This window comes from Streptomyces sp. 3N207, from assembly GCF_052246355.1.
In the GTDB taxonomy this organism is placed as follows: Bacteria; Actinomycetota; Actinomycetes; order Streptomycetales; family Streptomycetaceae; genus Streptomyces.
The window spans coordinates 40,860-65,768 of sequence record NZ_JBQQBV010000007.1 but is presented as its reverse complement, the minus strand read 5'-3'; the positions used below and the strand labels follow the sequence as shown (position 1 = coordinate 65,768).

27 protein-coding genes and 1 pseudogene are annotated in these 24,909 nt (G+C 71.3%); 18 read left to right on the top strand and 10 right to left on the bottom strand.

Translation table 11 applies throughout. The annotated features are described in order from the left end of the window. Positions 1 to 50: 50 nt before the first annotated feature. From ACTWP9_RS13330 to ACTWP9_RS13310, 5 genes are all read right to left on the bottom strand, one after another. Positions 51 to 1,463 (bottom strand): HAMP domain-containing sensor histidine kinase, encoded by a 1,413-nt coding sequence (locus ACTWP9_RS13330; protein WP_443246460.1) that lies wholly within the window; start codon positions 1,461 to 1,463, stop codon positions 51 to 53. Between the two features lie 164 nt (positions 1,464 to 1,627). Continuing rightward, a complete protein-coding gene (locus ACTWP9_RS13325; protein ID WP_443246308.1) occupies positions 1,628 to 2,383 on the bottom strand; it encodes a response regulator transcription factor in 756 nt (251 codons plus the stop codon). A 37-nt stretch (positions 2,384 to 2,420) separates the two neighbouring features. Then, complete coding sequence (locus tag ACTWP9_RS13320) at positions 2,421 to 3,437, bottom strand: S1C family serine protease (RefSeq protein WP_443246307.1); 1,017 nt, start codon at positions 3,435 to 3,437, stop codon at positions 2,421 to 2,423. 61 nt (positions 3,438 to 3,498) lie between these two features. Continuing rightward, positions 3,499 to 4,548, bottom strand: a complete 1,050-nt coding sequence (locus tag ACTWP9_RS13315; protein ID WP_443246306.1) for a LacI family DNA-binding transcriptional regulator — start codon at positions 4,546 to 4,548, stop codon at positions 3,499 to 3,501. A gap of 125 nt (positions 4,549 to 4,673) precedes the next feature. After that, positions 4,674 to 5,447 (bottom strand): winged helix-turn-helix transcriptional regulator, encoded by a 774-nt coding sequence (locus ACTWP9_RS13310; protein ID WP_443246305.1) that lies wholly within the window; start codon positions 5,445 to 5,447, stop codon positions 4,674 to 4,676. A 366-nt stretch (positions 5,448 to 5,813) separates the two neighbouring features. Between ACTWP9_RS13310 and ACTWP9_RS13305 the strand changes: the two genes are divergently transcribed. The 11 genes from ACTWP9_RS13305 to ygfZ all read left to right on the top strand — a co-directional run bounded on the left by ACTWP9_RS13305 (position 5,814) and on the right by ygfZ (position 15,116). Further along, entirely contained in the window at positions 5,814 to 6,767 is a 954-nt protein-coding gene (locus ACTWP9_RS13305) for an alpha/beta hydrolase (protein WP_443246304.1), read from the top strand. Between the two features lie 30 nt (positions 6,768 to 6,797). After that, positions 6,798 to 7,064, top strand: a complete 267-nt coding sequence (locus ACTWP9_RS13300; RefSeq protein WP_443246303.1) for a MoaD/ThiS family protein — start codon at positions 6,798 to 6,800, stop codon at positions 7,062 to 7,064. Beyond that, positions 7,061 to 8,386 (top strand): hypothetical protein, encoded by a 1,326-nt coding sequence (locus ACTWP9_RS13295; protein ID WP_443246302.1) that lies wholly within the window; start codon positions 7,061 to 7,063, stop codon positions 8,384 to 8,386. The genes ACTWP9_RS13300 and ACTWP9_RS13295 overlap by 4 nt, the downstream gene beginning before the upstream one ends. Before the next feature lie 110 nt (positions 8,387 to 8,496). After that, a complete protein-coding gene (locus tag ACTWP9_RS13290) occupies positions 8,497 to 9,213 on the top strand; it encodes an LmeA family phospholipid-binding protein (RefSeq protein ID WP_443246301.1) in 717 nt (238 codons plus the stop codon). Between the two features lie 619 nt (positions 9,214 to 9,832). Continuing rightward, complete coding sequence (locus ACTWP9_RS13285; protein ID WP_443246300.1) at positions 9,833 to 10,669, top strand: sulfurtransferase; 837 nt, start codon at positions 9,833 to 9,835, stop codon at positions 10,667 to 10,669. A gap of 37 nt (positions 10,670 to 10,706) precedes the next feature. Continuing rightward, on the top strand, positions 10,707 to 10,994 hold the full coding sequence (locus ACTWP9_RS13280; RefSeq protein WP_443246299.1) for a DUF1416 domain-containing protein: 288 nt from the start codon (positions 10,707 to 10,709) through the stop codon (positions 10,992 to 10,994). A gap of 74 nt (positions 10,995 to 11,068) precedes the next feature. Further along, complete coding sequence (locus ACTWP9_RS13275) at positions 11,069 to 11,437, top strand: DsrE family protein (RefSeq protein ID WP_443246298.1); 369 nt, start codon at positions 11,069 to 11,071, stop codon at positions 11,435 to 11,437. Between the two features lie 225 nt (positions 11,438 to 11,662). Further along, a complete protein-coding gene (locus tag ACTWP9_RS13270; protein ID WP_443246297.1) occupies positions 11,663 to 12,226 on the top strand; it encodes an FABP family protein in 564 nt (187 codons plus the stop codon). A gap of 397 nt (positions 12,227 to 12,623) precedes the next feature. Beyond that, positions 12,624 to 13,457 (top strand): LAETG motif-containing sortase-dependent surface protein, encoded by an 834-nt coding sequence (locus ACTWP9_RS13265; protein WP_443246296.1) that lies wholly within the window; start codon positions 12,624 to 12,626, stop codon positions 13,455 to 13,457. 91 nt (positions 13,458 to 13,548) lie between these two features. Continuing rightward, positions 13,549 to 14,073: a Fur family transcriptional regulator gene (locus ACTWP9_RS13260; RefSeq protein WP_443246295.1), complete on the top strand. Its 525-nt coding sequence runs from the start codon at positions 13,549 to 13,551 to the stop codon at positions 14,071 to 14,073. Positions 14,074 to 14,102: 29 nt separating this feature from the next. After that, positions 14,103 to 15,116, top strand: a complete 1,014-nt coding sequence (gene ygfZ, locus ACTWP9_RS13255; RefSeq protein WP_443246294.1) for a CAF17-like 4Fe-4S cluster assembly/insertion protein YgfZ — start codon at positions 14,103 to 14,105, stop codon at positions 15,114 to 15,116. A 40-nt stretch (positions 15,117 to 15,156) separates the two neighbouring features. Here ygfZ and dtd read toward each other — a convergent pair whose 3' ends face one another. Beyond that, positions 15,157 to 15,582, bottom strand: a complete 426-nt coding sequence (gene dtd, locus ACTWP9_RS13250) for a D-aminoacyl-tRNA deacylase (RefSeq protein WP_443246293.1) — start codon at positions 15,580 to 15,582, stop codon at positions 15,157 to 15,159. Between the two features lie 150 nt (positions 15,583 to 15,732). Here dtd and ACTWP9_RS13245 point away from each other — a divergent pair, with 150 nt between their 5' ends. From ACTWP9_RS13245 to ACTWP9_RS13235, 3 genes are all read left to right on the top strand, one after another. Then, positions 15,733 to 16,284 (top strand): RsiG family protein, encoded by a 552-nt coding sequence (locus ACTWP9_RS13245; protein WP_443246292.1) that lies wholly within the window; start codon positions 15,733 to 15,735, stop codon positions 16,282 to 16,284. A 121-nt stretch (positions 16,285 to 16,405) separates the two neighbouring features. Then, a complete protein-coding gene (locus tag ACTWP9_RS13240) occupies positions 16,406 to 17,356 on the top strand; it encodes an asparaginase (RefSeq protein ID WP_443246291.1) in 951 nt (316 codons plus the stop codon). Between the two features lie 72 nt (positions 17,357 to 17,428). Beyond that, positions 17,429 to 18,721, top strand: a complete 1,293-nt coding sequence (locus tag ACTWP9_RS13235; protein WP_443246290.1) for a GNAT family N-acetyltransferase — start codon at positions 17,429 to 17,431, stop codon at positions 18,719 to 18,721. 192 nt (positions 18,722 to 18,913) lie between these two features. Here the strand turns inward: ACTWP9_RS13235 and ACTWP9_RS13230 are convergent, their stop codons facing one another. Then, positions 18,914 to 19,096: a hypothetical protein gene (locus ACTWP9_RS13230; protein WP_443246289.1), complete on the bottom strand. Its 183-nt coding sequence runs from the start codon at positions 19,094 to 19,096 to the stop codon at positions 18,914 to 18,916. 276 nt (positions 19,097 to 19,372) lie between these two features. Between ACTWP9_RS13230 and ACTWP9_RS13225 the strand changes: the two genes are divergently transcribed. The 4 genes from ACTWP9_RS13225 (at position 19,373) to ACTWP9_RS13210 (ending at position 22,816) form a co-directional block, all read left to right on the top strand. Further along, the gene (locus tag ACTWP9_RS13225) at positions 19,373 to 20,239 is read left to right on the top strand and encodes a winged helix-turn-helix domain-containing protein (RefSeq protein ID WP_443246288.1); all 867 of its coding nucleotides are present in this window, start codon (positions 19,373 to 19,375) and stop codon (positions 20,237 to 20,239) included. Between the two features lie 170 nt (positions 20,240 to 20,409). Continuing rightward, a complete protein-coding gene (locus ACTWP9_RS13220) occupies positions 20,410 to 21,504 on the top strand; it encodes a phosphotransferase (protein ID WP_443246287.1) in 1,095 nt (364 codons plus the stop codon). Positions 21,505 to 21,647: 143 nt separating this feature from the next. Further along, entirely contained in the window at positions 21,648 to 22,343 is a 696-nt protein-coding gene (locus tag ACTWP9_RS13215) for an HAD family hydrolase (RefSeq protein ID WP_443246286.1), read from the top strand. A gap of 53 nt (positions 22,344 to 22,396) precedes the next feature. After that, positions 22,397 to 22,816, top strand: coding sequence for an ankyrin repeat domain-containing protein (locus tag ACTWP9_RS13210; RefSeq protein WP_443246285.1), 420 nt, complete (start codon positions 22,397 to 22,399; stop codon positions 22,814 to 22,816). 56 nt (positions 22,817 to 22,872) lie between these two features. Here the strand turns inward: ACTWP9_RS13210 and ACTWP9_RS13205 are convergent. From ACTWP9_RS13205 to ACTWP9_RS13195, 3 genes and pseudogenes are all read right to left on the bottom strand, one after another. Further along, a pseudogene (locus ACTWP9_RS13205) lies at positions 22,873 to 22,998 on the bottom strand (SAM-dependent methyltransferase); the annotation flags it as partial. A 133-nt stretch (positions 22,999 to 23,131) separates the two neighbouring features. Then, positions 23,132 to 23,986 (bottom strand): maleylpyruvate isomerase N-terminal domain-containing protein, encoded by an 855-nt coding sequence (locus ACTWP9_RS13200; RefSeq protein WP_443246284.1) that lies wholly within the window; start codon positions 23,984 to 23,986, stop codon positions 23,132 to 23,134. Beyond that, complete coding sequence (locus ACTWP9_RS13195) at positions 23,983 to 24,867, bottom strand: virginiamycin B lyase family protein (RefSeq protein ID WP_443246459.1); 885 nt, start codon at positions 24,865 to 24,867, stop codon at positions 23,983 to 23,985. Before ACTWP9_RS13195 ends, ACTWP9_RS13200 begins: the two co-directional genes overlap by 4 nt. Positions 24,868 to 24,909 lie beyond the last annotated feature (42 nt).

The following is a 24,909-nucleotide window of genomic DNA, read 5'->3' as shown; positions in this document are numbered from 1 at the left end:
CCTACGGCCGAACGCGGGCGAGCGGACCGGTGCCTGCCTTCCGAAAGCGGTCAGCCGGCTGGTTCGGCAGGCGGTGGCGTGGGCGCCCCAGGCAGCCGCAGTACCGCCTCGGTCCCCGGGCCGCCGTCCGCGGGCTGCTGGAGCCGGACTTCGCCGCCGCTCTGCCGCACAGTACGGGCGACGATCGACAGCCCGAGCCCCGAGCCGGGCAGGCTCCGCGCGGAGGGGGAGCGCCAGAAGCGGTCGAAGACGTGCGGGAGTTCGTCGGCGGGAACGCCCGGCCCCTGGTCGCGTACCGTCAGCTCGCCGTCCCGCAGCACGGTGTGCACGGTGCCGTTCTCGGGGCTGAACTTGATCGCGTTGTCCAGCAGATTGACCACCGACCGCTCCAGCGCCGCGGACTCGGCCCGTACGTACCAGGGGGCGAGGTCCGTCGTCAGGGTCAGCCGCGGCCCGCGCGGACGCACCCGTTCCACGGCGCGCTCGACGATCTCGTGCAGCCCGACGACGCCCGTCCGGGAGGGAGCGCCCGGCTCTTCCGGGTCGCCTGGGCCCTCCGGCATCGCCTGCGGGCGCGACAGCTCCTGGAGGTCGCCGATCAGCTCGGCCAGCTCGGCCATCTGTGCCTGCACCGACGACAGCAGCTCCCTGCGGTCCTCCTCGGGCAGCGCCCGCCCGGTCTCCTCGCTGCGCACCAGCAGATCGATGTTGGTACGGAGCGAGGTCAGCGGGGTGCGCAGTTCGTGGCCCGCATCGGCGATCAGCTGCTGCTGGAGCTCGCGCGAGGAGGCCAGCGCCTCGGTCATGGCGTTGAAGGAGCGGGACAGCCGGGCGATCTCGTCGTGTCCGTCCGTCGGGATGCGTACGGCCAGATCCTCGGTGCGGGCAATGTGCTCGACGGCCTCGGTGAGCCGGTCCACGGGCCGCAGCCCGGCGCGGGCCAGCGCGACACCGGCGCCCGCGGCCCCCAGCACACCGGCCCCGCCGACCAGGGTGAGGATCAGCGCGAGGTTGCGCAGCGACTCCTGGATCTCGGCCATCGGCCGGGCCACCGACACCGCGAGCCCGGTGCCGGGCACCGGCGTGGTGCGCACCCGGTACTCGGTGCCGTTGGAGGCGCGCGCCGTGTGCAGGGACTCACCGCGCCGCTGCCCGGCCACCCGCACGTCGGAGTCGGTCACATCCAGCTTTCTGCCGACGATCACGCAGCTGCCGCCGGAGGTGTCCACCACCTGCACCGTGGCGCCGAAGGGGTTGGGTGCCGGCTGGTCGGGCGGGGTGCACTGCCCGGACTGCACCCGGTCGACGACGGTGCTGGGCGAGACCGAGTTGTCCCGCAGCGAGTCGTCCAGCGAGCCGAGCAGCTGAGCGCGTACAAGGAACCAGCAGGCCACCGCGCACGCGGCAACCGCCAGCGCCACCGTCGCCGCGGCCAGCAGCGCGAGCCGCCCGCGCAGCGGCATGGAGACGGCCCGGGCACCCTGCCGACGCAGCCGGAACAGCGCACTGCGGGCCCTGCGGGCGCCGTCGGCACTGCGGGTATCGCCGACGCCGCCGACGCCGTCGGGGGACTCGGCGCCGCTGGGGGAGTCGGCACTGCCGGGAGAGTCGGCACTTCCCGGAGAGCTCACGTGTCGTCCCGCAGGACATAGCCCACGCCGCGCACCGTGTGCACCAGGCGCGGTTCGCCGCCGGCCTCGGTCTTGCGGCGCAGATACATCACATAGACATCCAGCGAGTTGGACGACGGCTCGAAGTCGAAGCCCCAGACGGCCTTGAGGATCTGCTCCCGGGTGAGCACCTGCCGCGGGTGGGCGAGGAACATCTCCAGCAGCGTGTACTCGGTGCGCGTCAGCTCCACCGGGCGCTCGCCCCGGGTCACCTCGCGCGTCCGCAGATCCATCCGCAGATCGGCGAACGACAGCGTCTCGGGCTCCTCAGCCGCCTCGGCCTGCGCCTGGGCGCGGGCGTACGAACTGCGCCGCAGCAGCGCCCGGACGCGGGCGAGGAGTTCATCCAGTTCGAAGGGTTTGACGAGGTAGTCGTCGGCGCCCGCGTCCAGCCCGGTGACGCGGTCCCCGACAGTGTCGCGCGCGGTCAGCATCAGGATGGGCACCCGCACTCCGGTGGCCCGCAGCCGCCGGGCGGCGGTCAGTCCGTCCATACGGGGCATCAGCACGTCGAGGACGACGAGGTCGGGCCGGTGCTCGGCCACCTTCTCCAGGGCCTCGGCGCCGTCGGCGGCCAGCTGCGTCTCGTACCCCTCGAAGCTCAGGCTGCGACGGAGCGCGTCCCGGACAGCGGGCTCGTCGTCGACGACGAGGATGGTCTGCTTCTCGGACGCCGGGCCCGACGGGGAGGAGGCGGTGATCTCGGAGGGCATGGCTACCAGCTTGGCACCGTCCACAACGGCGCGCGGGTCATGCACCGCCGTCCCGCAACGAGCTCAGGTCCTGCTTCACGTCGTTGACCGGGATGGCGAAGCCCAGCCCGACACTGCCGGCGCTGGCCTGGGACGCCTGTCCGTCGCCCGAACCGGCCGAGAAGATGGCCGAGTTGATCCCGATGACCTTCCCGGACATATTGAACAGCGGGCCACCGGAGTTGCCCGGGTTGAGGGAGGCGTCGGTCTGTATGGCCTTATAGGTGGTGGTCTCCCCCTGGACCCCGCCGTTGTACCGGCCGCCGCCGGACTCGAACGGCCACTCGCCACCCCCGCTGCCCTGGCTGGGGAGCTCGTTCTGGTCGCCGTCCTCCTTGGGGACCTTCACCTCGCGGTTCTTGGCGGAGACGATGCCGCTGGTCACGGTCCCGGACAGGCCCTCGGGCGAGCCGATGGCGACGACCTGGTCGCCGACGCCCACCGCGTCGGAGTCGCCCAGCGTGGCGGGCTTGAGATTGTCCTGCCCGTTCACCTTGAGCAGCGCCAGGTCCTTGTCGGCGTCGGTGCCCACGACCTCGGCCTGCGCGGTCCTGCCGCTGCTGAAGGTGACCTTCACGGTGTCGGCGCCGGAGACGACGTGGTTGTTGGTGACGATCTGGCCGTCCTTGGTGATGACGACGCCGGAGCCGGTCGCCTGCCCCGAACCGCTGGTCGCCTTGATCTCCACCACGCTGTCCTGGACGCTTTCCACCACCTGGGACACATGGCCCTTGGCGGTCGCGTTGCTGCCGGAGGCGGTGAGCACCGACCCGCTCGACCCGCCGTCACCGCCGAGCAGCTGCTCCATGCTGTAGGCGGTGCCCCCGCCGATCACTGCCGCGGCCACGGCCACGGTGGTGAGCAGTGCGGCGGGCCGCCGCATCCGGCGCCGCGGCGGGCGCCCGGGCGCTGCGGCGAACGCGGCGTACGGCGGTTCGGCGGGCGGCGGCGGTACGGCACCGAAAGAGGCTGTGCGCTGCGCGTTCTGCGGGTTTTCCCGCTCGAAGTTCTCCATGCCACCGAGAGTGCTCCGGCAAGATGAGAGGTCCCTGAAGGGGTCCTGAGAAACCTCCGAGTTATGCCGGATCACATCCGCAGGAGCGCCGGATGACCAGTCCGGAGGGGAACTGCCGCACCCTGCCCTTGCTGCCGGGAACGCCGCCGTTGCGCGTACCGGGAATCCGCAGCGAGTCGTCCAGCACCAGGTCCACGGCCGCCTTCGCCATCGCCTCGCGGTCCGAACCGACGGTGGTCAGCGGGGGATCGGTCAGCCCCGCCTCCTTCACATCGTCGAAGCCCGCCACGGCCAGCTCGCCGGGTACGTCGATGTCCAGCTCGCGCGCGGCCCGCAGCACCCCGATGGCCTGGTCGTCGGTGGCGCAGAACAGCGCCGTGGGCCGGTCGGGACGGCGCAGCAGGTCCAGCGCGATCCGGTAGGTGTCGTACCGGTTGTACGGGGCCTGGAAGAGCCGGCCCTCGACGGACTTGCCCGCCTCCTTCATCGCCCGGGCCCAGCCCTCGATGTGGTCGGTGACGGGGTCGCCCTGCTCCGGAGTGGACTCCATCCCGCCGAGGCAGGCGACGTAGTCGTGCCCGTGCTCCAGCAGATGCCGGGTCGCCAGCTGGGCGCCGCCGACGTCGTCGAGAACGACCGCGACATCGTCGATGGCCTCGGGCCGCCGGTGCATCAGTACGACGCGAGCGTCCCACGCGTCGATCTCCGCCGCCGCGTGCTCGCTGGGGCCGGCGCTGATCAGGATGAGGCCGGAGACGCGCATCCCGAGAAACGCACGCAGATAGTGCACCTCACGCGCGTCCAGATAGTCCGAGTTGCCGACCAGGACCATCTTTCCGCTCTCGGCCGCCGCGCGTTCGACGGCGTGCGCCATCTCCGCGAAGAACGGCTGGCGGGCGTCCGGGACGACCAGCCCTATGAGGTCCGTACGCCGCGACGCCATGGCCTGTGCCACGCGGTCGGGGCGGTACCCCAGCTCCTTGATGGCGGCGAGCACCCGCTCCCGCGTCGCCGGGGCGACCGGTCGGGGACCGTTGTTGATCACATAGCTGACAACGGCTGTCGAGGTCCCCGCCACCCTTGCCACGTCGTCCCGCGTCACCTTGGCCACGCCGAGAGTCTACGCGGGGTGAGCCACTTTCCCGCAGCCTGCGGGCATCGGGCATCGGGCAGGGGCAGGGGCAGGGGCAGGGGCACCCCCTCCCCAGCATTGAGGAGGGGACGCCCTCTAGTCGCCTAGTCGCCGCTGCGCCCGGAGGCCGCCGCCTCCCTCGCGACGCGCTCCGCCTCGTCCGCGACGGACGACTCAGGGGCCGAGCCCTCGCTCTTCTCCGGCGCCTTCTCTGGAGAGACAAAGCGGTAGCCGACATTGCGCACGGTGCCGATCAGCGCCTCGTGCTCGGGGCCCAGCTTGGCCCGCAGGCGCCGTACATGGACATCCACGGTGCGGGTGCCGCCGAAGTAGTCGTAGCCCCACACCTCCTGTAGCAGCTGGGCGCGGGTGAACACCCGGCCGGGATGCTGCGCGAGAAACTTCAGCAGCTCGAACTCCTTGAAGGTCAGGTCCAGGACCCGCCCCTTCAGCTTCGCGCTGTAGGTCGCCTCGTCGACCGACAGATCACCGTTGCGGATCTCCATCGGGCTGTCGTCGGCGGCGATCTGCTGGCGACCGGTGGCCAGCCGCAGCCGGGCCTCCACCTCGGCGGGCCCCGCGGTCTCCAGCAGGACGTCGTCCACGCCCCACTCCGCCGTGACGGCGGCGAGCCCGCCCTCCGTCACGATCAGCATCAGCGGACAGCCGGTCCCGGTGGAGCGCAGCAGCTGGCACAGCGACCGCACCTGCGGAAGGTCGCGGCGGCCGTCGACGAGGATCACGTCGGCGGACGGCGCGTCCACCAGCGCGGGCCCCTCCGCGGGGGCGACGCGCACGTTGTGCAGGAGCAGCCCCAGCGCCGGCAGCACCTCGGAGGAGGGCTGGAGTGCGTTGGTGAGGAGAAGCAGTGAACTCATGCGGTGACACCCTCCCTCGCGGAGAGGACCCACGTGGCACGTGGTTGGTGCGCTTTTGAACGGCCTCGGTTCCGGTCTCGGTTCTGCACGGTTCGCTTGCCCATGACGTCGAGTTCCCTCCTGGCGCCCTGCGCCGGGGGCGCCACCCGGGCTGGCGCCCGGGGGAATATGGCGGCACTGCTTCGTACGGCACTGCCCGAGGACCTGGCCACGGCCTGTCCACCGGCCCGGCCCCCAGAAAGCACAAAAGGACCCGGGGGCGACGCTGCCCGGATCCTGCTTGCCTTGCAGAATACCCGCATGAGAGGCCGAGCGGGATGTGACGTCGCTCGCGATCACCAGCAGACCGTTACGGAGAGTATCCCTATGGGCGCGGTTCGCGCGGAGTTGTGGACGGCGGACGGGGTGCGGATCGAGGCCAGGTACGAGCCGTACGCGGGCCCGGGCGCGGGCGAGCAGGCCGCCGGTGCGGAAGGGGACCCCGGCGCGATCGTGCTGGCGCACGGCTTCACCGGTGCCCTGGACCGGCCCGCGCTGCGCCGCGCTGCCACCGCGTTCACCGCGTACGCGGCCGTCGTGACCTTCTCGTTCCGGGGGCACGGCCGCTCGGGCGGGCGCTCGACGGTGGGCGACCGGGAGGTGCTGGACCTGGCGGCGGCCGTGACGTGGGCGCGTTCGTTCGGGCACCGCCGGGTGACGACCGTCGGCTTCTCGATGGGCGGCTCGGTGGTCCTGCGGCACGGGGCGCTGCACCGCGCGGAGCACGGAACCGGTCACACTGTGTCAACCCTCGATTCGGTGATGCACAGGGGGCGCACGGTCGCGCGCAGGGCAGACAGGGGCGGCACACAGGGCGTGGGGGACTCACAAGGCGGTGCGTACGCCGACGCCGTGGTCGCCGTCAGCGCGGCCGCCCGCTGGTACTACCGGGGCACGGCGCCCATGCGGCGGCTGCACTGGGCGATCCAGCATCCGGTCGGCCGGCTCGTGTCGCGCTACGGACTCCGTACCCGTGTCCACCACCGGGACTGGGACCCGGTTCCCCTCTCTCCGGTCGCCGCGGCACCGCTGATCGCCCCGGTGCCGTTGCTGGTCGTCCACGGCGACCAGGACCCGTTCTTCCCCGTCGACCATCCCCTCGCGCTCGCCGAGGCGGCGGACCCGGAATCGAGCGAGCTGTGGCTGGTGCCCGGTTTCGGACACGCGGAGAACTCCGCCGACCCCGCGCTGCTGGACCGGATCGGCGACTGGGCGGCCACCCGGCTACGAGCACCCGCTGCGAGGCCGCATCATGGGAGCCGCGACAACAGGACGCGATAGAGGGCACGGACGGCTGAGAGGGACCCCACCATGGCCAGCGGCACGATCCGCTACTGGGCGGCGGCGAAGGCCGCGGCCGGCACCGCCGAGGAGCCGTACGACGCCGGCACCCTGGCGGGCGCGCTGCAGCGCGCCCGCGAGACGCACGCCGAGCAGCCCGAGTTCGCCCGCGTACTGCTGCGCTGCTCCTTCCTGGTCGACGGCGACCCGGTCGGCACCCGCGCCCATGAGACCGTCCGGCTCAGCGAGGGCGGCACCGTCGAGGTCCTCCCTCCGTTCGCCGGGGGTGCCCGATGAACGACGGCCGGTTCGAGGACCCCTACCGCGGCGCGTACGACGAGTACGGCCGCCCCCTCCCGCACGGCGAGGTCCAGCCGCTGCCTCCGAACCACCCGTCGTACGAGGGCTCTTACGGGGGCTCTTATGAGAGCGCGTACGACGTGACGTACGAAGTGACCCGGGCCGACGCGCCTCCGCAGCACTGGCAGGGGGCCGCCTGGGACAGCACCGGAGCGCTGCCCCCGGGGACTCCGCACACACACCAGCCCCTCCCCGCGTCCTCCGGCCGGCCCTTGCCCGGAGCACCCGGACCCCTCCCGCCGGAAGACCACTCCGAGCCGCAGCCGATGCCCCGGCCCCAGCCCCAGCCGCGCCCGTACGCACAGCCACAACCCCAGCCGCAGCCGTACGCACAGCCACAGCCACCGCCGTACACACAACCCCAGCCACAGCCGCAGCCACAGCCGTTCGGCACCGCAGCTCCACCCCCACAGGCCCCACAGACCGCACCGGCCCCACAGACCGCACCGGCCCCGCAGGCCGCACAGACCACCCAGCCCCCGCCCCCGCAGGCGGCCGCCCCGTCCCCCGCGCCGGGTACGCGGCCGCGTACCGGGTCGCCGATCATCGCGCCGGGGTTCCAGCCCGCAGCCGTCACCACGGTGCTGGCGGCGCTGCTCGCGGGGACCGCACCGTTGGGGCACGGGGCGCTCACCGGCGCACTCGTACTGCTGCAGGCGCTGACGGCGGCCGGGTGGTACCGGCTGAACGGAATGTGGCCGGCCCGGCAGGGCATCGCCCTCGCGTTCATGGCAGGGCTGACGGCCGACGCCGGGCTGCTGCTGACCGACGGCAAGGACGCGCCGACGGTGCTGCTCGGCGCGGCCGGCGTCTGGTGCGTCCTCTCCCTGGTGCTGCAGTTGCGCAACAACTCCAGCCCCGACGAACGCCTCTACGCGCTCACCGCGGGCTTCGCCGCCACCGGCGTGACGGTGCTGGCCGCCGGGCTGCTCCCCACCGATCCCAAGGCCGTGACGGTGGGAGCCGCCGCCGTCGCGCTGGGCACCCTGGCGCGCGCCGTGCCGCTTCCCGCGCCGCTCTCGGTGCTGCTCGCGCTGGCCGCCGCCGCGGGGGCCGGGGCGGCGACGGGACAGCTCAACGGCGTGGATCCGGTCCAGGGCGTACTGCTCGGTCTGGGGGCCGGCGTGTGTGCGCTGCTGGGTCTGCGGGTGGCCAGTTACGACTGGCCCTCCCGGTTCGTCCATATGACGGCGGGCGTCGCCCTCCCCCTCACCCTGGCCACCCCGGCCCTGTATCTGCTGGGCCGCACTCTGATGTAACAACGCCCCACCAACCTCAACCGCCCCCGGAGTGCCCGACGGCCTGCGGGTTACGCTCGCAGCTAGCCAGCCGACTCGTGGTCAGCCGACTCTGGGGGGATACGGACGCGATGCGCGCACTACGCATAGGGCTTGTGATCCTGGTGGTACTCGCCGGGCTCTTCGTGGCGGCCGACCGCATCGCGGTGAACCTCGCCGAGGACGAGGTGGCCAAGAAGCTGAAGAGCCAGCTGGGATCGACCTCGTCCAGCGATCCGTCCGTCTCCATCGAGGGCTTCCCCTTCCTGACCCAGATCGCCGGCAAGGATCTGGACAAGGTGACCGTCGAGGTGGAGGGCGTCACCGCCACCGCGAGCGACCGCCAGGTGCGGCTGAGCAAGATCAATATGACGGCCGAGGACGTCAAACTGTCGGACAACTACGGCTCGGCGGTCGCGGACCGGGCCACCGGCACCGTGCACCTCTCCTACGCCGATCTGTCCAAGGCCGCGGACGACGGCGTGCGGGTCGGCTACGGCGGTAAGAGCACCTCCGGCAAGGACCAGGTGAAGGTCACCGCCAGCGTCGCCCTTCCGTTGGTGGGCCGCGCCATCGAGCGCAGCGTCTACAGCACCGTCAGCGTCTCGGGCGGCGACACGGTGCGGCTGCACGCCGACAAGGTGCCCGGCTCCAAGCTGCCCGGCGTCGAGCAGGCGATCCGTAAGAAGATCGACTTCGAGCGCGAGATCGACAGCCTCCCCGACGGCCTGAAGCTGGAGAAGGTCGAGGCCACCAAGGACGGCGTGGACGTCTCCATGGCAGGCACCCACGTGGACCTGGCCGGCTGATCTTGCTGGGAAGGGGCTGCCCCTGTCTGTCCATCGCAGGCTGCACGTACGCCGTGGCCGCTCGCGCAGTTCCCCGCGCCCCTGGCGGGGCGCGCCTCCCCTGCGCTGCGAGGCTTGCCCACAACGTGTACGTGGGCGAGATCTTCCGTCCGGCATCCGAGACAGCCGGAGTCTGAGGTACGTGCCCCCAGAGCCCCTCCAAGCGATCACTCTCACATTGCGGACAATCACGTCTCACATCGTGGATCGGCGGTGACACAGCCCCGCTGTCGTCCTTACGATCGAGCGCATGAAGCGACAGGCGGACCTCACGAAGCGCCGGGCAGTGGACCTGTGCCGCATCGCCGCCATGCTCTGTCGCGGCTCCCGCTGACCGCCGACCGTCCGCGCGTCCGCTGACGCCGCCGGTGTCCGGCGCATCCGCTCCCCGGAACACCCGGCGCACCACAGCGCGTATGTGCCGCAGAGCAGTTTCCCGCGTACGTCTCCCCGCGCACCGCCCCGCACGGCCGCACTCCGCCGTGCGCCCGACCCGTATCGGCGCCCCGCCGGCGCCACCGCGTACGCGTACCCCTGTTCGCCCTCCGCCGCATCCACCCACCTCACGAGGAGAGACAGCATGAGCCGCAGCGACGTTCTGGTCGACGCCGACTGGGTCGAGGCCCGCATCGACGACCCGAAGGTAGTGATCGTCGAGGTCGACGAGGACACCTCGGCCTATGACAAGAACCACATCAAGAGCGCGATCCGCATCGACTGGAAGCAGGACCTCCAGGACCCGGTGCGCCGCGACTTCGTGGACCAGGAGGGCTTCGAGAAGCTCCTGTCCGCCAAGGGCATCGCCAACGACGACACGGTCGTGCTCTACGGCGGCAACAACAACTGGTTCGCCGCGTACGCCTACTGGTACTTCAAGCTCTACGGCCACCAGGACGTCAAGCTCCTCGACGGCGGCCGCAAGAAGTGGGAGCTGGACTCCCGCGACCTGGTCGCCGAGGTCCCCCAGCGCCCGGCCACCGACTACAAGGCCAAGCCCCAGGACACCTCCATCCGCGCCTTCCGCGACGAGGTCGTCGACGCCATCGGCGCCAAGAACCTGGTGGACGTCCGCTCCCCCGACGAGTTCAGCGGCAAGCTGCTGGCCCCCGCGCACCTGCCCCAGGAGCAGTCGCAGCGCCCCGGCCACGTGCCCAGCGCGCGCAACATCCCCTGGTCGAAGTCGGCCAACGACGACGGCACCTTCAAGTCCGACGACGAGCTCAAGGAGCTCTACGAGACCGAGGGCGTCGACCTGGGCAAGGACACCATCGCCTACTGCCGCATCGGTGAGCGCTCCGCCCACACCTGGTTCGTGCTGCACGAGCTGCTGGGCCAGCAGAACGTCAAGAACTACGACGGCTCCTGGACCGAGTACGGCTCCCTCGTCGGCGTGCCCGTCGAGATCGGCTCCAACTGACCCTTCGCTCTCCTTCGACCAGGACGGAAACACCCTTATGTGCGGAGCACAGGCAGGCGGCCCGGACGCCTCCACCATCAAGCCCGGCGAGACCACCATCCAGGGCAATGTGACCCGTGACGGCGAGCCCGTCACCGGCTACGTGCGGCTGCTGGACTCGACCGGTGAGTTCACCGCGGAGGTCCCGACCTCCGCCACCGGCCAGTTCCGCTTCTACGCGGCCGAGGGCACCTGGACGGTCCGCGCCCTGGTGCCCGGCGGCACCGCGGACCGCACCGTGGTCGCCCAGAACGGCGGCCTGGCCGAGGTCACCATCGCGGTCTGACCCTTCTTTCCGGGGGCTCCGCCCCTGGGCCCCGGCACAGGGGTCCAGGGGCGGAGCCCCCATATGCTGGACGTATGGCACCCCGTAGCAAGCTCGTCATCAAGGTCACCGCGGGTGCGGACGCACCCGAAAGGTGTTCGCAGGCGTTCACGGTCGCCTCCGTCGCGGCGGCCAGCGGCACCGAGGTCAGCGTGTGGCTGACCGGCGAATCCGCCTGGTTCGCCCTCCCGGGCCGCGCCGCGGAGTTCGAGCTGCCGCATGCGGCGCCGCTGCCCGATCTGATGGCCGCGGTCCAGGCGACCGGCCGGATCACCCTGTGCACCCAGTGCGCGGCCCGCAGGGGGATCGAGGAGAAGGACGTCATCGAGGGGGTCCGTATCGCGGGCGCCCAGCTCTTCGTGAGCGAGATCATGCCCGAGGGCGTCCAGGCCCTCGTGTACTGAGGGAGCCCCCTCGGGAGGCCGTGCCCGCGCCCGGCGATTAGACTCGGCCGGGTCACCGACACCGCGCAAGGAGAGCCACCCCGTGCTTGAGGCATTCTTCACCGCCCTGATGGTCCTGGTCTGCGTCGGCACCGTGGCCTTCGCCGGGCTGACCTTCAAGAAGCTCTACCAGGGCCAGCGCTGACCGCTCGCCGCCCCCGCCATACCTAGGGATCGACCAGCTCCATGATCGAGATTCCGTCCGACCTCCACCCGGACCTCGTCCCCCTCGCCTTCCTCCTCGGCAACTGGACCGGGGCTGGAGTGTCGGAGTTCGAGGGACAGGACAAGTGCAACTTCGGGCAGGAAGTCACCTTCACCCACGACGGCCGTGACTTCCTGGAGTACGTCTCGCACTCCTGGGAGCTGGACGCGGAGGGCAAGAAGGTCCGCCCGCTGGAGACCGAGACGGGCTACTGGCGGATCGACAAGGACCGCAAGGTCGAGGTCGTCATGATCCGCGACCAGGGCATCGCGGAGGTCTGGTACGGCGAGCTGGCCGAGAAGAAGCCGCAGATCGACCTGGCGACCGACGCGGTGGCCCGTACCGCCGCCGCGGGCGAGTACAGCGGCGGCAAGCGGCTGTACGGATATGTGAACGGCGATCTGATGTGGGTCGGCGAGAAGTCCACGCCCCAGGTGCCGCTACGGCCCTACATGTCGGCGCACTTGAAGAAGGTCGTCGACCCCAAGGAGTGGGCCAAGGACGTCGTGGATCTTCCCGACGACGGAATCGCCTTTTTCCGCTGACCTTTCCCCCGGGCAGTTGTCCGCCTTCCCAGGGCAGTTGTCCGCCGGCAGCTGCCCTTTCTGCTGAACAACCGTCCAGCAACCGCTGAACTGACAGGTCATCGGACGTCTCGACGGTGTCACGATTGTGAAAGCTGTGAAATAGCGCGTTGTCCGTGAGTTCTTCGGGAACTCTCTTTTGCCGCCGGAGACGTGGCAAAATCCCAGGTCACAGCACGCTCCTGCACCCTCCGTCCACCGCTGATCACTCCGCGTGGACGAGCTAATGCGTACCCTCGAGTGATAAGAATGGCGTTAATCCATTCACCGGCACGAGCGCCGGCGAGGCCCTGTCGCGCGTTTCCCGCGCCCGCTCGCCCCTGCGCTCGGCTGCCCTAACGGGGTAAAGGCTCTTTCTGTGAATCGTTCTCGCATCACTTCCGCAGCCGCCACCGTCGCGCTGGTCGGCGGGCTGGCGGTCACTCAGTTCGCCACTGCCGGCAGTGCGTTCGCAGCCGGCGGCGCCGACCTCAACTCGGGCGCTGCGACCGGCTTCATGTACAACAAGGCCACCGGCGAGGTTCGGGGCGGCTTCGCGATCAACCTGGGCAGCTACGGCCCCGACGCCACCACGGCCACCCTCACCGTGACCGCGGTCAAGAACATCCACTTCGACACCCGCCGCGACGACTCCGGCAACCTGAAGAACCCGCCGGTCTTCGACGAGGACAAGCCCAAGGACAAGCACAACTTCACCGTCAAGTCCGTCACGGAGAAGCAGGTCGTCGTCACGGTCGACCTGGCCGGGAACGGCGACGAGATCGAGAAGGTCGACGTCCCGGGCTTCATCTCCGGCAAGAAGCAGACGCTGCGCACCAGCATCAAGGGCGACACGACTGACCCGGACCCGAGCAACAACACCAAGACCATGAACTACTCGGTCGACGCTCCGGACTGGAACCCCGACAAGCCGAAGCCGCCGCAGAAGCCCGAGCCCTCTCAGAAGCCGACTGAGAAGCCCTCGGACCCGCAGAAGCCCAACAAGCCGTCGAAGCCCAGCGACGACGCCTCGGACGCCAACAGCCCGGCGCCCAATGGCGGTTCCGACAAGGGCGACAGCGGCAAGGGCGACCTCGCCGAGACCGGTGGCAACTCCAACACCCCGATGCTCGTCGGCGGTGCGGGTGCCCTCGTCGTGATCGGCGGCGCGGCCCTGTTCCTGGCCAAGCGCAAGAAGGCCGGCCAGAGCTGATCGCCGACTCCTTCCGGGAGGGTGGGTCTGGGTGCCACGGGGGCACCCGGACCCGCGCCGTTTGTGTACCGGACCTCTCTACACTGGAGCCGTGGCTACCACCGACTGGCAGAGCGACCTTCGGGCGCGCGGATATCGGCTCACTCCGCAGCGCCAGCTCGTGCTGGAGGCCGTGGACAAGCTGGAGCACTCCACGCCCGACGACATCCTCGCCGAGGTCCGCCGCACGGCCGGCAGCGTCAACATCTCGACGGTCTACCGCACGCTGGAGCTCCTGGAGGAGCTGGGGCTGGTATCCCATGCGCACCTCGGGCACGGCGCGCCCACCTACCATCTGGCCGACCGGCACCACCACATGCACCTGGTCTGCCGGGACTGCACCGATGTGATCGAAGCCGAGCTGTCCGTCGCCGAGCCCTTCACCGCGGCCCTGCGGAAGCGCTTCGGCTTCGAGACGGACATGAAGCACTTCGCGATCTTCGGCCAGTGCGCAAGGTGCATCGCGAAAGCCGACGAAGACGGCGACCACGACGGTGACAACGACAGCGACAACGACAGCGAGGCCGGCGCGGGCGGCGCGGGCGGCGCGGGCAGCAAGCCGGAGAGCCGCTCCTAGCCCGTCATGGCCCGTCGTAGGCTGGGCGTATGTCCTCCAGCAGTTCGAGCAACAGCGCCGCCGCTCCCGCCCCCAGCCCCCTGCTGGCCCTCCCCGGCGCGGTAGCGGCCGAAGCCCCCGACGAGGGCGTCGCGGCCCATTACGGCGACCTGTTCAAGGAACAGCGCGCCCTCGCCGACGGCACCGGCTTCGTGGACCTCTCGCACCGCGGTGTGGTCACCGTCTCCGGTGCGGACCGGCTCCCCTGGCTGCATCTGCTGCTCACCCAGCACGTGGAGCAGCTCCCGGCAGGCCAGGCCACCGAGGCGCTGATCCTCTCCGCCAACGGGCACATCGAACAGGCGCTTCAGCTCGTGGACGACGGGACGACGGTGTGGATGCACACCGAACCCGGCAAGCAGGGCGAGCTGATCGCCTACCTGGAGAGCATGCGGTTCTTCTACCGGGTCGAGATCGCCGACCGGACACCGGACGTCGCCGTCGTCCACCTGCCGGCAGGCTCCATCGCCGATGTGCCGGGCAGCGTCCTGGCCGTACGGGAGACCTCGTACGGGCGCGATCTGTTCCTGCCGCGCGGCGAGCTGGCGGACTTCGCCGCGGCGCACGGGCCGGCCGTCGGGGTGCTGGCCTACGAGGCGCTGCGGGTCGAGGAGCGGCGGCCGCGCCTCGGGATGGAGACCGACCACCGGACCATCCCGCACGAGGTGGGCTGGATCGGCTCGGCCGTACACCTGGAGAAGGGGTGCTACCGCGGGCAGGAGACCGTGGCCCGTGTCCACAACCTGGGGAAGCCGCCGCGACGGCTGGTCTTTCTGCACCTCGACGGCAGCGAGGTGCGGCTGCCGGTGCACGGCGACGCGGTGCGGCTCGCCGCCGATGGGCTGGAGGGGCGGCAGCTCGGGTTCGTCACCACCTCCGCGCGCCACCACGAGCTGGGGCCGATCGCGCTGGCGCTGGTGAAGCGGAACGTCGATCCTGCCGCGGCGCTGATCGTCGGTCCTGACGCCACCGCCGCGGCACAGGAAATTATCGTCACCCCCTGAGCCGGTGACGATTTTTCCTAGGGGCCCCGGGGGGCCGGCCTCACACCTCCAGCAGCACCGTGAAGGGACCGTCGTTCGTCAAGGAGACCTTCATGGCGGCGCCGAAGACGCCGGTGGCGACGGTGGCGCCCAGCGCCTGTAGCTGGGCGACCACCTCGTCGACCAAGGGTTCGGCGACATCCCCGGGCGCCGCCCCGTTCCACGTGGGCCGCCGACCCTTGCGCGCGTCACCGTAGAGAGTGAACTGACTGATCACCAGCAGCGGCGCTCCGATGTCCGAACACGACTTCTCCTCATGCAGGATGCGTACGGACCACAGCTTCCGGGCAAGCTGCGCCGCCTTCTCCTTCGTGTCGTCGTGCGTGACTCCGACCAGCACGCACAGGCCCTCGCCGACTATCCGACCAACGGTTTTACCGTCCACGGTGACGCTCGCGCCGTCCACTCTCTGCACCACTGCTCGCATGCCGCCATGATGCCGTGCCGCCGTCCGGCGGGTCGCGCAGCCGCCGACCCGGGGGTGAGGAGCGCTGCGAGCAAGGGCACAGAATGGCACGATGCGCACACGCGGTGCGTTCAGCAGGTACCGCGCAATGGGATGAGGGGACACAAGCCCATGAGCACAACCGGAGCGGGCCGGTCCCGGACGCCGCGACAGTCCGGGGCCCTGGAGGCGCTGCGTGAGCCCGAGCAGCCGGATCTGCACACGCTCTGCCTGCGCGAGCTGCGAACCCTGCGACGCTCGGCACAGCAGGACGAGGCGGATCTGAGCTATGTGCGCAGACTGCTCCAGGGGCGTATCGACATCCTCCGCGCCGAGCTGGCCCGACGCAGCTCCGCGGGCTCACCGCTGCTGGATCTGCTGCCGCAGATCCTCGCCGACGGCCCGCCCACCCACCGCTCCTCGGCCCGGCATGTGACGCTCGCCGCACCGCGCAGCGAGCAGTACCGCGCCCTGGCCGAGGAGATGCTGTCCGAGGTGGAGCTGAGTGATCTTCAGGCCCGTACGGACGGCGAGTTGCACGACGCGATGGCCCGGCTCGTCCGCTACGAGGAACAGGTCTCGCGCCGCCGCCAGTCGCTCCAGCGCACCGCCGACGAGTGCAGTACGGAGATCGCCCGGCGGTACCGGGAGGGAGAGGCGCAGGTGGACGACCTGCTGCCGTAGCCGGGACCGTGCGCGAGGGGTGTCCCTTCTGCGGTACGGGGCGTCCGGTTACCGTGAGGGGTCGCATAACCGACTGCCCCCGCATGCAGCCGTCCGGCGTACACCACTGGAAGGTCCCGAGATGCCCGAGATATCCCCCGTGCTCGCCGAGGTCGTCAGGTCCGGCTTCACCGAGGGACGGCACCGGGGCTCGCTGGTGGTGCTGGCAGCCGACGGGAGCGTCACGTTCGCGCTGGGCGACCCGGAGGTGCCGGTCTTCCCGCGCTCCGTGAACAAGCCGTTCCAGGCCGCCGCCGTGCTGAGCTCCGGACTGGAGCTGTCCGGTGAGCGGCTGGCGCTGGCCGCGGCGAGCCACTCCGGGGAGGGGTTCCAGCTCGACCTGGTCCGTACGATGCTCGCCGAGCAAGGGCTGGCCGAGTCGGATCTGCAGTGCCCCGCCTCCCTCCCGCTGGACGAGGAGGAGGCCGAGGCGTTCCTGGCGGCCGGCTCAGCGCGTACGCCGCTGGCCATGGACTGCTCCGGCAAGCACGCCGCGATGCTCGCCGCCTGCCGGGCCAACGGCTGGCCGGTGGACAGCTATCTGGACCCGGACCACCCGCTGCAGAAGCTGGTCCGCGAAACGCTGGAGGAGGCCACCGGCGACCCGGTGGCGCACACCGGTGTGGACGGCTGCGGCGCCCCGCTGATGGCCGTATCGCTGACCGGGCTGGCGCGCGGCTTCCGTGCGCTGGCACTGGCCTCCGCGCAGACGCCTCTGGGACGGGTCGCGGAGGCGATGCGCACCCACCCCGAGTACGTGGGCGGCACCCGGCGGCACGACACCTGGCTGATGCGGGAACTGCCCGGCGCCGTCAGCAAGATGGGCGCCGAGGCCGTACAGGGCTTCGCGCTGCCGGACGGCCGCGCCCTCGCCCTCAAGGTGGAGGACGGCGCGGCCCGGGCGCTGGGCCCCGTGCTGGCGCGGGCGCTCTCCCTCCACATGGGAGTGAGCTCGTCGGTGCTGGAGCGGATCGCGACGGCTCCGATACTGGGCGGCGGCGTCCGGGTCGGCGAGGTCCGCGCAGCATTCTGAGGGCGGTCCGCGCGGCTGCCGGGCGGCGGAAATCCGGGTGCGGCTCCGGGGGCGCGTGCCTAGCGTGAACGCATGGCGAACCCTGTCGAGCGCACCGCGAACCCCGTCGAGATCCGTACCCTGACCAGTTCCGACGAGTTTCCGGAGTGGCTCCGCGCCGTCTCCACCGGTTTCTTCCGCGGCCCCACCGTCGGTGAAGAAGAGGTTGCGGCCCGCGCGCTGGGCACGGATCTCGGCCGTATCCAGGGCGCCTACGACGGCGGACGGTGCGTGGGCACGTTCCGCACGCTGCGGCAGTCGTTGACCGTCCCGGGAGGCGCGGTGCTGCCCGCCTGCGCGGTCTCCGGTGTCACCGTCTCGCCCACGCACCGGCGGCGCGGGCTGCTGAGCAGGATGATGGCGAACGCGCTGGGCGCGGCCAAGGAGCGCGGCGAGGTGTGCGCGAGCCTGATCGCCGCCGAGTACCCGATCTACGGGCGGTACGGCTTCGGCCCCGCGACCTGGACCACCGAGTGGGAGGTCCTCATCGCCCGTACGGGACTGGACCGGCGCTACGCGGGCCCGGCGGACCTGGGGGACGGCGGACGGGTGGATCTGGTGGACGCCGCCGAGTTCCGGGCGCAGCTGCCGGCCGTCCACGAGCGGTTCCGTACCGGGCCGCAGCGGCAGGGCGCCATCGACCGCGACGAGAAGTGGTGGCGGGCGGCCACCGGCGACCTGCGCTTCCCGGACGACGGCTTCACCCCGGCCTTCCACGCCGTCTACCGCGACGCCGACGGGCAGCCGCAGGGCGGGGTGACCTACACCTCCGACGACGTATGGCAGGCCAAGCAGCCAGAGCAGACCGTGACGGTTCGGGACCTGTTCGCCACGACGGCCGCGGGCGAGGCGGCGCTGTGGAGGTTCGTCCTGGCGATGGACTGGGTGCTCCGGGTACGGACAGGCTGCCGCGCCCCGGACGACGTACTGCCGCTGCTGCTGCCGGACCCACGCGCCGCGCGCACCGTCACACACGCCGACTGGTTGTGGATCCGGCCGCTGGATGTGCCCCGCATGCTGGCGGCCCGCAGCTACGCGGTCGAGGGCACGCTGGTGCTGGAGGTGCGGGACAAGGACGGCTACGCGGGCGGGCGCTTCAAGCTGGAGGCAGCCGGGCCCCGGGACGGGGCACAGTGCGCGGCCACCCAGGAAGATCCGGAGCTGTCGCTGGACGTCGCCGAGCTGGGTGCCCTCTTTTTGGGCGACGAGTCGGCCGTGCGGCTGGCGGCGCTGGGACGGTTGGCCGAGCACCGGGAGGGGGCGGCGGAGCGGGCGGAGGTGCTGTTCCGTACGGCCCGTCGGCCGTGGTGCCAGGACGTTTTTTAGCGGCTGTTCCGGGGAGAGGGCCGCCTCTGACGGGGGGCTTGCGGTCTGCGGGCGAGTTGTGGTTGCTCGCGCAGTTCCCCGCTCCCCTGACGGGGCGCGGCCACCGCCTTCAAGCCGCCTTCCCCGTGGCGTGGGTTGATGGGAGGGGAAGGCGGCATGACGGCGGCCGTCGGTCACGGCGGCTCCGTGCGGTCAGGGATGGAGCAGCAAGGTGGCGAGCACGAGGGCTCCCGCGGTGCTGCATCCGGTGTGCCGGGCCTTGAGGCCGATGCTCAGCAGCAGGAAGCCCACGAGGCCCAGGACCCCGTAGCGCACCTGGACGAGCTGTTCGAAGGCGACGACGGCGATGGCTACGGCGAGCGCGAAGAGTGGCATGGCGGTCCCTCCTTCTCAGGCACGAGAGGAACGGCTGTGCTGGGAGTGCGGGTTCGCCCATGCGACGTCGGACGGGCGGATGGCTCAGGGCCGACCAAGAGCGGGATGGCGCTGTGCAACTGTGGAACTGTTGGACTGGTTGGCTTGGTTGGCGAGGTTGTCTGCCAGGTATGAAAGTTGGCGACCAACTCGCTTACTACATTCCCACTTGTCCACCATCTGAAAACGTATGGCAGACAACTAACGCCGAGTGACCGGAAGTTGTATGGTCATCGCGTGACCAGGAAGCCGACCTCCGCAAGCGGCCACCGCCCGCGCGATGTGGTCGCCGACACTCTCCGTGAGCGGATCCGGACCGGAGAGCTCCGGCCCGGCGCCCGCCTTCCCACCCAACGGGAGCTGGAAGCCGAGTTCTCCGTAGGCCGCAGCGCCGTACGGGAGGCCCTGGCCGCCCTCACCCAGGAGGGCCTGCTGGAGAACGTGGGCCGAGGAGCCTCACCGACCGTAGCCGAGCCCACGCACCACGCGGACGCCCCGCGCAGTGCCGGAGTGGAGCTGACGGACCGCCTTCACGAGGCATTTCAGGCCGAGGACGTGACCATCGACGCGTTCTCCCTCACCACCGAGACCCTCAACAACGCCCTGTCCTGGCCCATCCGCCAGGTCATGGACCGGCAGCTGACCCCCCGCTCGGTCACCGCGCGCGTGCTCATCCCCAGCCTCGAGGCCCGGCTGGCCCTCCCCCGCCTCATAGACGACCCCGAGAACCCCAAGCCCCGCGCACGGCTGCACCAGATACAGACCACCTACGTCAACGCCCTCAGCAACTCCCTGGGCTCCCTCTCCCAGTTCGACACCGAGGTGACGCTGACCGTCCGCGCCGTTCCGCTCACCCCCACCCACAAGCTCTACCTGCTCAACGGCGACGAGGCCCTCATCGGCTACTACCAGGTCGTCAAGAACGAGGAGGCCGCCTTCGAAGGCGAACAACTGGCCCTCTACGACGTACTCGGCCTCACCGCCAAGCTCTTCCGCTCCAACCGGGGGCCGAAGGCACGGGACGAGCAGGAGGCCAGCTTCGTGGAGGAGTCGCAGGAGTTCTTCGACTCCCTGTGGACCACCATCGCCGCTCCCTTCCGGTGACAGCCGATGGCCGCTCCCTTCGGTGACGGGCCATGGCCGCTTCCTTCGGGTGACAGACCTTCGGGTGACGGGCGAGGGAGCCGCGAGATGGGGAAAAGAAGAGCCCGGTAAAGTTCCGGCACCCCGGTGATCTCCGTGGCCCGGCCCCATCGCCCCCGAGGACAGCGCCGATGACCTCACCCGCCCTGCAACAGGCCGAAGCGATCGGCGCCGTGGACGGACCGCTGGCGGGCTACCACCGCGAGTGGTATGTCGTCCGGCCGCAGGGCGAACTGACCCGACTGGGACGGGTCAAGATCGGTGAACCGCGGGCGGGGGCACTGTGGTTCGACCGGCGGTACTTCGCCTCCGAGGACGAACTGCTGCTGGAGCTCGCCCGGCTCGGCGTACCGCGCGTGCCGCCCGTCCACCGGGTCCGCTCGACCGGGACCGTCTTCCACGGGTTCATCGAGGGCCAAACCCTCGCGGCACTCTCCCCGGGGGGCCACCCCGTGGAGCCCGCCCAACTGCGGCAGATCATGGAACGGTTCGCCTCGCTGTGCCGGCTGCGGCCCGGCGACGTACGTGCCTGTCCGCTGGGCTCCGACGACGGTGACAGCAGCGACAGCTCCGGATTTCTGCGCGGGCTGCTGGAGTTCACCCGCGAGCGCGCCTACCTCGCACGCCTGCCGCGCTTCGGCCCGCTCTTCGAGCGGCTCGGTGTGCCGCGGGACGCGCTGGGACCCCGCTCCCGGCTGGCGGCGGAGGCCGCGCGCCAGACCGACCGGCCAGTATGTCTACTGCACGGGGACCTGCACCGGGCCAACTTCATCGTCGGCCCGGCAGGCGCGCTGTGGACCATCGACTGGGAGCTGGCCTCGTTCGGTGACCCGCTGTACGACCTGGCCACACATCTGCACCTGATGGACTACCCGGCCCGGCAGCGCACCGAAGTCGTCGAGGGGTGGCGGCGGACCGTCACCCCGCTGCTGCCCGGAGCCGACGCCGGGCTGGCGGAGGATCTGCCGCGCTACCTGGGCTACAAGCGGGCCCAGTCCGTCTTCACCGATGTGGTGCGGCAGGCCGTCGTGGTCGCCGACGCTGTGGGCTCACCTGCCTTCGCCGACCTGCTGGGGCAGGTGGCCAAGCTCGTGCACGACGTGCTCGTACGGGCCGCCGAGCCCCTGGAGCTGGCCGACGTGCCGAGCCCGGGCGCCGTCGAGCTGGCGTACGCCGAGTTCTGCGCAGCGCACGGCTCCCGCGTACTGGGGCCCAACAGCCACTGACCGCACACGGGTGCGCCTGCAACAATCGCTGCCTGCCTGGCCGAGGGCGAGCCCGCGAACCGGGGCTCTTGCCCGACGGCCCACGAACGGGGACACAGAGGACGGTGGCAGTAGTGGAGCATGCGATCAGCTCGGCTCGGTGCGTGATATTCGACTTCGACGGCCCGCTGTGCCACCTCTTCGCCCGGCGCACCGCTGCCTCGGTCGCGCGGCGGCTGCGCGAGACGTACGCCGGCCCGCCCGGCGGCTCCGCCGGAATGTGGCCCGAGACCACCGACCCGCTGCGGCTGCTGACCGCCGCCTTCGACGATTCCTCGCTGCCGCGGGAGAACGCACGGCAGATGGAGCGGTCGCTGACGCTGGAGGAGGTCGCAGCAGCGGAGGTGGCCTTTCCCACCGGATACGCGGACGCGCTCGTACGGACCCTGTGCGCCACGGGCCGCACGGTGGCCGTCGCCACCGACAACTCCGCCGACGCGGTGGAGCGTTATCTCGCCGGACGCTCCCTGCTGGACGCCTTCTCCTCCGGCCGTCGGCCCGGGGATGCCCCCAGCCGGGTGTGCGGCCGGGTCTGCGACGGCACCGCGCCGCTCCGGCTGAAGCCCGACCCGGACTGCGTGCTGCGTGCCCTGGAGTCGACGGGTGCCGACGCCGCCGAGTCGCTGATGCTCGGGGACTCCGCACGCGATGCCGCCGCCGCGCGGGCCGCCGGGGTCGGCTTCGTGGGCTACGCCCGTAACGAGCGCAAGGAGCGGGAGCTGCGGGAAGCCGGCGCCGAGTGGGTCGTCCCCACCCTCCGCGATGTACTCCTGACGGTCGACCCGCTGGCCCATGTGTGAGGGGGGCTGGGGCGAAACCCTTCGTGGCCCGCGATGATCCGTACGCTGGCCCCATGAGCGACGCACCCACCCCCGCGAGCGACGAGCCCGCCCACGACCCCGAGGTCCTCGAACTGGCGCAGAGGGTCTTCGACCTGGCACGGCACGGCGACACCGACACCGTCGCCGCCTACGTCAAGGCGGGCGTCCCGGCGAACCTGAGCAACGACAAGGGCGACACCCTTCTGATGCTGGCCGCCTACCACGGCCACCCGGAGACGGTCCGCGCCCTCCTCGCCCAGGGCGCCGACCCGAACCGCACCAACGACCGGGGGCAGTCCCCGATCGCCGGCGCGGTCTTCAAGGGTGAGGACGAGGTGGTGCGGATCCTCGTCGAGGCAGGCGCCGACCCGCACGCCGGGACGCCGTCCGCCGTGGAGACGGCCCGCATGTTCGAGAAGCGGGAACTGCTGGACCTCTTCGGCGAGCAGTAGGCCCACGCGGGCGGCTTGCTCGCCGCGCCCGCCCGGCGCCGTGGTGGTCGCATCATGACGACCACCACTCCGCGCGGCCGCAGCAGCGCGGTCGCCTTGGCGACGTTCGGCGGCCATGACTCGGTGGCGGCCATGGTGGGCGGCGGCTTCTCCGCCTCTGCGAGCACCTCGCCGCCCCTCGTCACGTGACCACGCCACCCCGACCAACCGGTTTGTCCCGCGGATCTTGCGTACCCGGCAAACGGGGCTCGTGCCCCGGGCAGGGACACCCCCTCACCGGCCGAAGGCTCAGGCTCGCCGACCGAGGGCTCAGGCTCAGGCGTGCAGCCAGAAGCCGGCCCGTTCCAGCCACAGCTCCAGCAACTCTGCGTCGCCGAAGACCTCGACGGCTCCCTCCGCGCGCGGCGGACGCCCGTAGGTCCGCAGCAGCAGGTCGGTGAGGGGGCCGCGCAGCGCGACGGCGGCCTTCTCGTGTACGTGACGCCATGCGGGGGTCTCCCCGCTCAGGTCGACCAACCACTCACCGCGCGCCGCCCCGCCCGAGGAGCCGGACCCGCGCTGCCCGACGTCCGTCGCATGCAGATGCACCGTGCGGCCGGGCCCCAGCAGCGAGGGTTCGCCGGGTGGGGTATCCGTCGCCTCCGGCAGCACCCCGTAGTCCATCCACTCGTCCAGCGCGTCCAGCGCCACCTCCTCCGCCACCTCGTACCGTGCGCCCCCGCCGACCGCGAACGCCACATCCGCTCTGTGCACCACCGTCTCGTGCGTCATCCGGCGGGCCCAGAACGCCGATGTCGCATAGGGCTCCGGCGCCGGCGACCACACCTTGGCGTCGGGCCCCGCCTCGCGCAGTGTGTTCGCCAGCCGCTCGGCGCCGGCGATGAGCCACTCGCCGAGCTCGGCGACGGCCCGGCCGTCCGTAGCCGTCTCGTCCGGCTGCTCCGGGGTTTCGTTGACCTCCTCGTCGGAGACAGGCTCCTGCGCGCGGGTCCGCACGGTCAGCTCCGCCCACCGGTGTGCCGCGCCCAAGTGCCGCACCAGCTGCCCGAGGGTCCAGCCGGGGCAGGTGATCGCGGGGACCCGGAGGTCGGCGCCCGCCAGGTGCTCCCTCAACTTCGCGGCCTGGGCGGGGATTTCCGCGCAGAACTGCTCGTGTCTCAAGCCGGTCATGGCGTCACCATACTGAGCCGGACCACCTCCCCCAGCTCCAGCGCGACATAGAGGTCGCCGTCCGGGCCGACGGTGAGGCCGTGCGGCTCGGAGCCCGGGGCGGGCAGCGGGTGCTCCACGATGTGGCCGGACGGGGCGCGGGCTGCCACGCGGTTCGCCGCCCACTCGGTGACCCAGCAGGTGCCGTCCGGGCCGACGGTCACCGCGTGCGGCCTGGACTCACGGTCGGGCAGCGGGAATTCGTCGATGCTGCCGTCCGTGCCGATCCGGCCCAGCTGACCGGCACCGATCTCCACGAACCACAGCTCCCGCGTACCGCAGGCGATTCCCACCGGTGCGGCGCCCTTGGTGGGCAGCTCGTACAGGGTGACGCTGCCGTCGAGCGCGATACGGGCGATCGCGTCCGCCTGGTTGAGCGTGCACCACAGCGCACCGTCCGGCCCTGCCACCAGTGCGGAGGGGAAGCACCCGCTGACCGGGAGGGGGAACTCGGTGACCTCTCCATCGGTGGTGATGCGGCCGATGCGGTGGGCGCTCGTCTCCGTGAACCAGAGCGCGCCGTCCCCGCCCACCGCGATGCCGTACGGGCCGCATTCCGGTGTCGGCAGCGGGAAGGACTCGGCCTGCCCGTCCACCGTGATCCGGCCGATGCGGTGGTCCTTGGTGCGGGTGAACCACAGGGCACCGTCGGGGCCCGGCGTGATCACTGTCGGACCGCAGTCGGCGGCGCCGAGGGGGAACGTCGTGGCCCGGCCCTCCGGGGTGACGCGGGCGACGGCGCCCGCGCCCACGAGCGTGACCCACAGCGCCCCGTCGGGACCGGTGACGACGTCGTAGGGGCTCGCTTCGGAACCGAAGACCGCCGTGGTGGTCACGGCCACCGCCGACGTGGGTTCTGCAACCTCCCCCTCGGGAGCGGTGGG

Bases quoted from the DNA above. Each gene is read 5' to 3' on its own strand.
- ACTWP9_RS13330 (WP_443246460.1), bottom strand. From the start codon at position 1,463: ATGCCGCTGCGCGGGCGGCTCGCGCTGCTGGCCGCGGCGACGGTGGCG.
- ACTWP9_RS13325 (WP_443246308.1), bottom strand. From the start codon at position 2,383: ATGCCCTCCGAGATCACCGCCTCCTCCCCGTCGGGCCCGGCGTCCGAG.
- ACTWP9_RS13320 (WP_443246307.1), bottom strand. From the start codon at position 3,437: ATGGAGAACTTCGAGCGGGAAAACCCGCAGAACGCGCAGCGCACAGCC.
- ACTWP9_RS13310 (WP_443246305.1), bottom strand. From the start codon at position 5,447: ATGAGTTCACTGCTTCTCCTCACCAACGCACTCCAGCCCTCCTCCGAG.
- ACTWP9_RS13305 (WP_443246304.1), top strand. From the start codon at position 5,814: ATGGGCGCGGTTCGCGCGGAGTTGTGGACGGCGGACGGGGTGCGGATC.
- ACTWP9_RS13300 (WP_443246303.1), top strand. From the start codon at position 6,798: ATGGCCAGCGGCACGATCCGCTACTGGGCGGCGGCGAAGGCCGCGGCC.
- ACTWP9_RS13295 (WP_443246302.1), top strand. From the start codon at position 7,061: ATGAACGACGGCCGGTTCGAGGACCCCTACCGCGGCGCGTACGACGAG.
- ACTWP9_RS13290 (WP_443246301.1), top strand. From the start codon at position 8,497: ATGCGCGCACTACGCATAGGGCTTGTGATCCTGGTGGTACTCGCCGGG.
- ACTWP9_RS13285 (WP_443246300.1), top strand. From the start codon at position 9,833: ATGAGCCGCAGCGACGTTCTGGTCGACGCCGACTGGGTCGAGGCCCGC.
- ACTWP9_RS13280 (WP_443246299.1), top strand. From the start codon at position 10,707: ATGTGCGGAGCACAGGCAGGCGGCCCGGACGCCTCCACCATCAAGCCC.
- ACTWP9_RS13275 (WP_443246298.1), top strand. From the start codon at position 11,069: ATGGCACCCCGTAGCAAGCTCGTCATCAAGGTCACCGCGGGTGCGGAC.
- ACTWP9_RS13270 (WP_443246297.1), top strand. From the start codon at position 11,663: ATGATCGAGATTCCGTCCGACCTCCACCCGGACCTCGTCCCCCTCGCC.
- ygfZ (WP_443246294.1), top strand. From the start codon at position 14,103: ATGTCCTCCAGCAGTTCGAGCAACAGCGCCGCCGCTCCCGCCCCCAGC.
- dtd (WP_443246293.1), bottom strand. From the start codon at position 15,582: ATGCGAGCAGTGGTGCAGAGAGTGGACGGCGCGAGCGTCACCGTGGAC.
- ACTWP9_RS13245 (WP_443246292.1), top strand. From the start codon at position 15,733: ATGAGCACAACCGGAGCGGGCCGGTCCCGGACGCCGCGACAGTCCGGG.
- ACTWP9_RS13240 (WP_443246291.1), top strand. From the start codon at position 16,406: ATGCCCGAGATATCCCCCGTGCTCGCCGAGGTCGTCAGGTCCGGCTTC.
- ACTWP9_RS13235 (WP_443246290.1), top strand. From the start codon at position 17,429: ATGGCGAACCCTGTCGAGCGCACCGCGAACCCCGTCGAGATCCGTACC.
- ACTWP9_RS13230 (WP_443246289.1), bottom strand. From the start codon at position 19,096: ATGCCACTCTTCGCGCTCGCCGTAGCCATCGCCGTCGTCGCCTTCGAA.
- ACTWP9_RS13220 (WP_443246287.1), top strand. From the start codon at position 20,410: ATGACCTCACCCGCCCTGCAACAGGCCGAAGCGATCGGCGCCGTGGAC.
- ACTWP9_RS13210 (WP_443246285.1), top strand. From the start codon at position 22,397: ATGAGCGACGCACCCACCCCCGCGAGCGACGAGCCCGCCCACGACCCC.
- ACTWP9_RS13200 (WP_443246284.1), bottom strand. From the start codon at position 23,986: ATGACCGGCTTGAGACACGAGCAGTTCTGCGCGGAAATCCCCGCCCAG.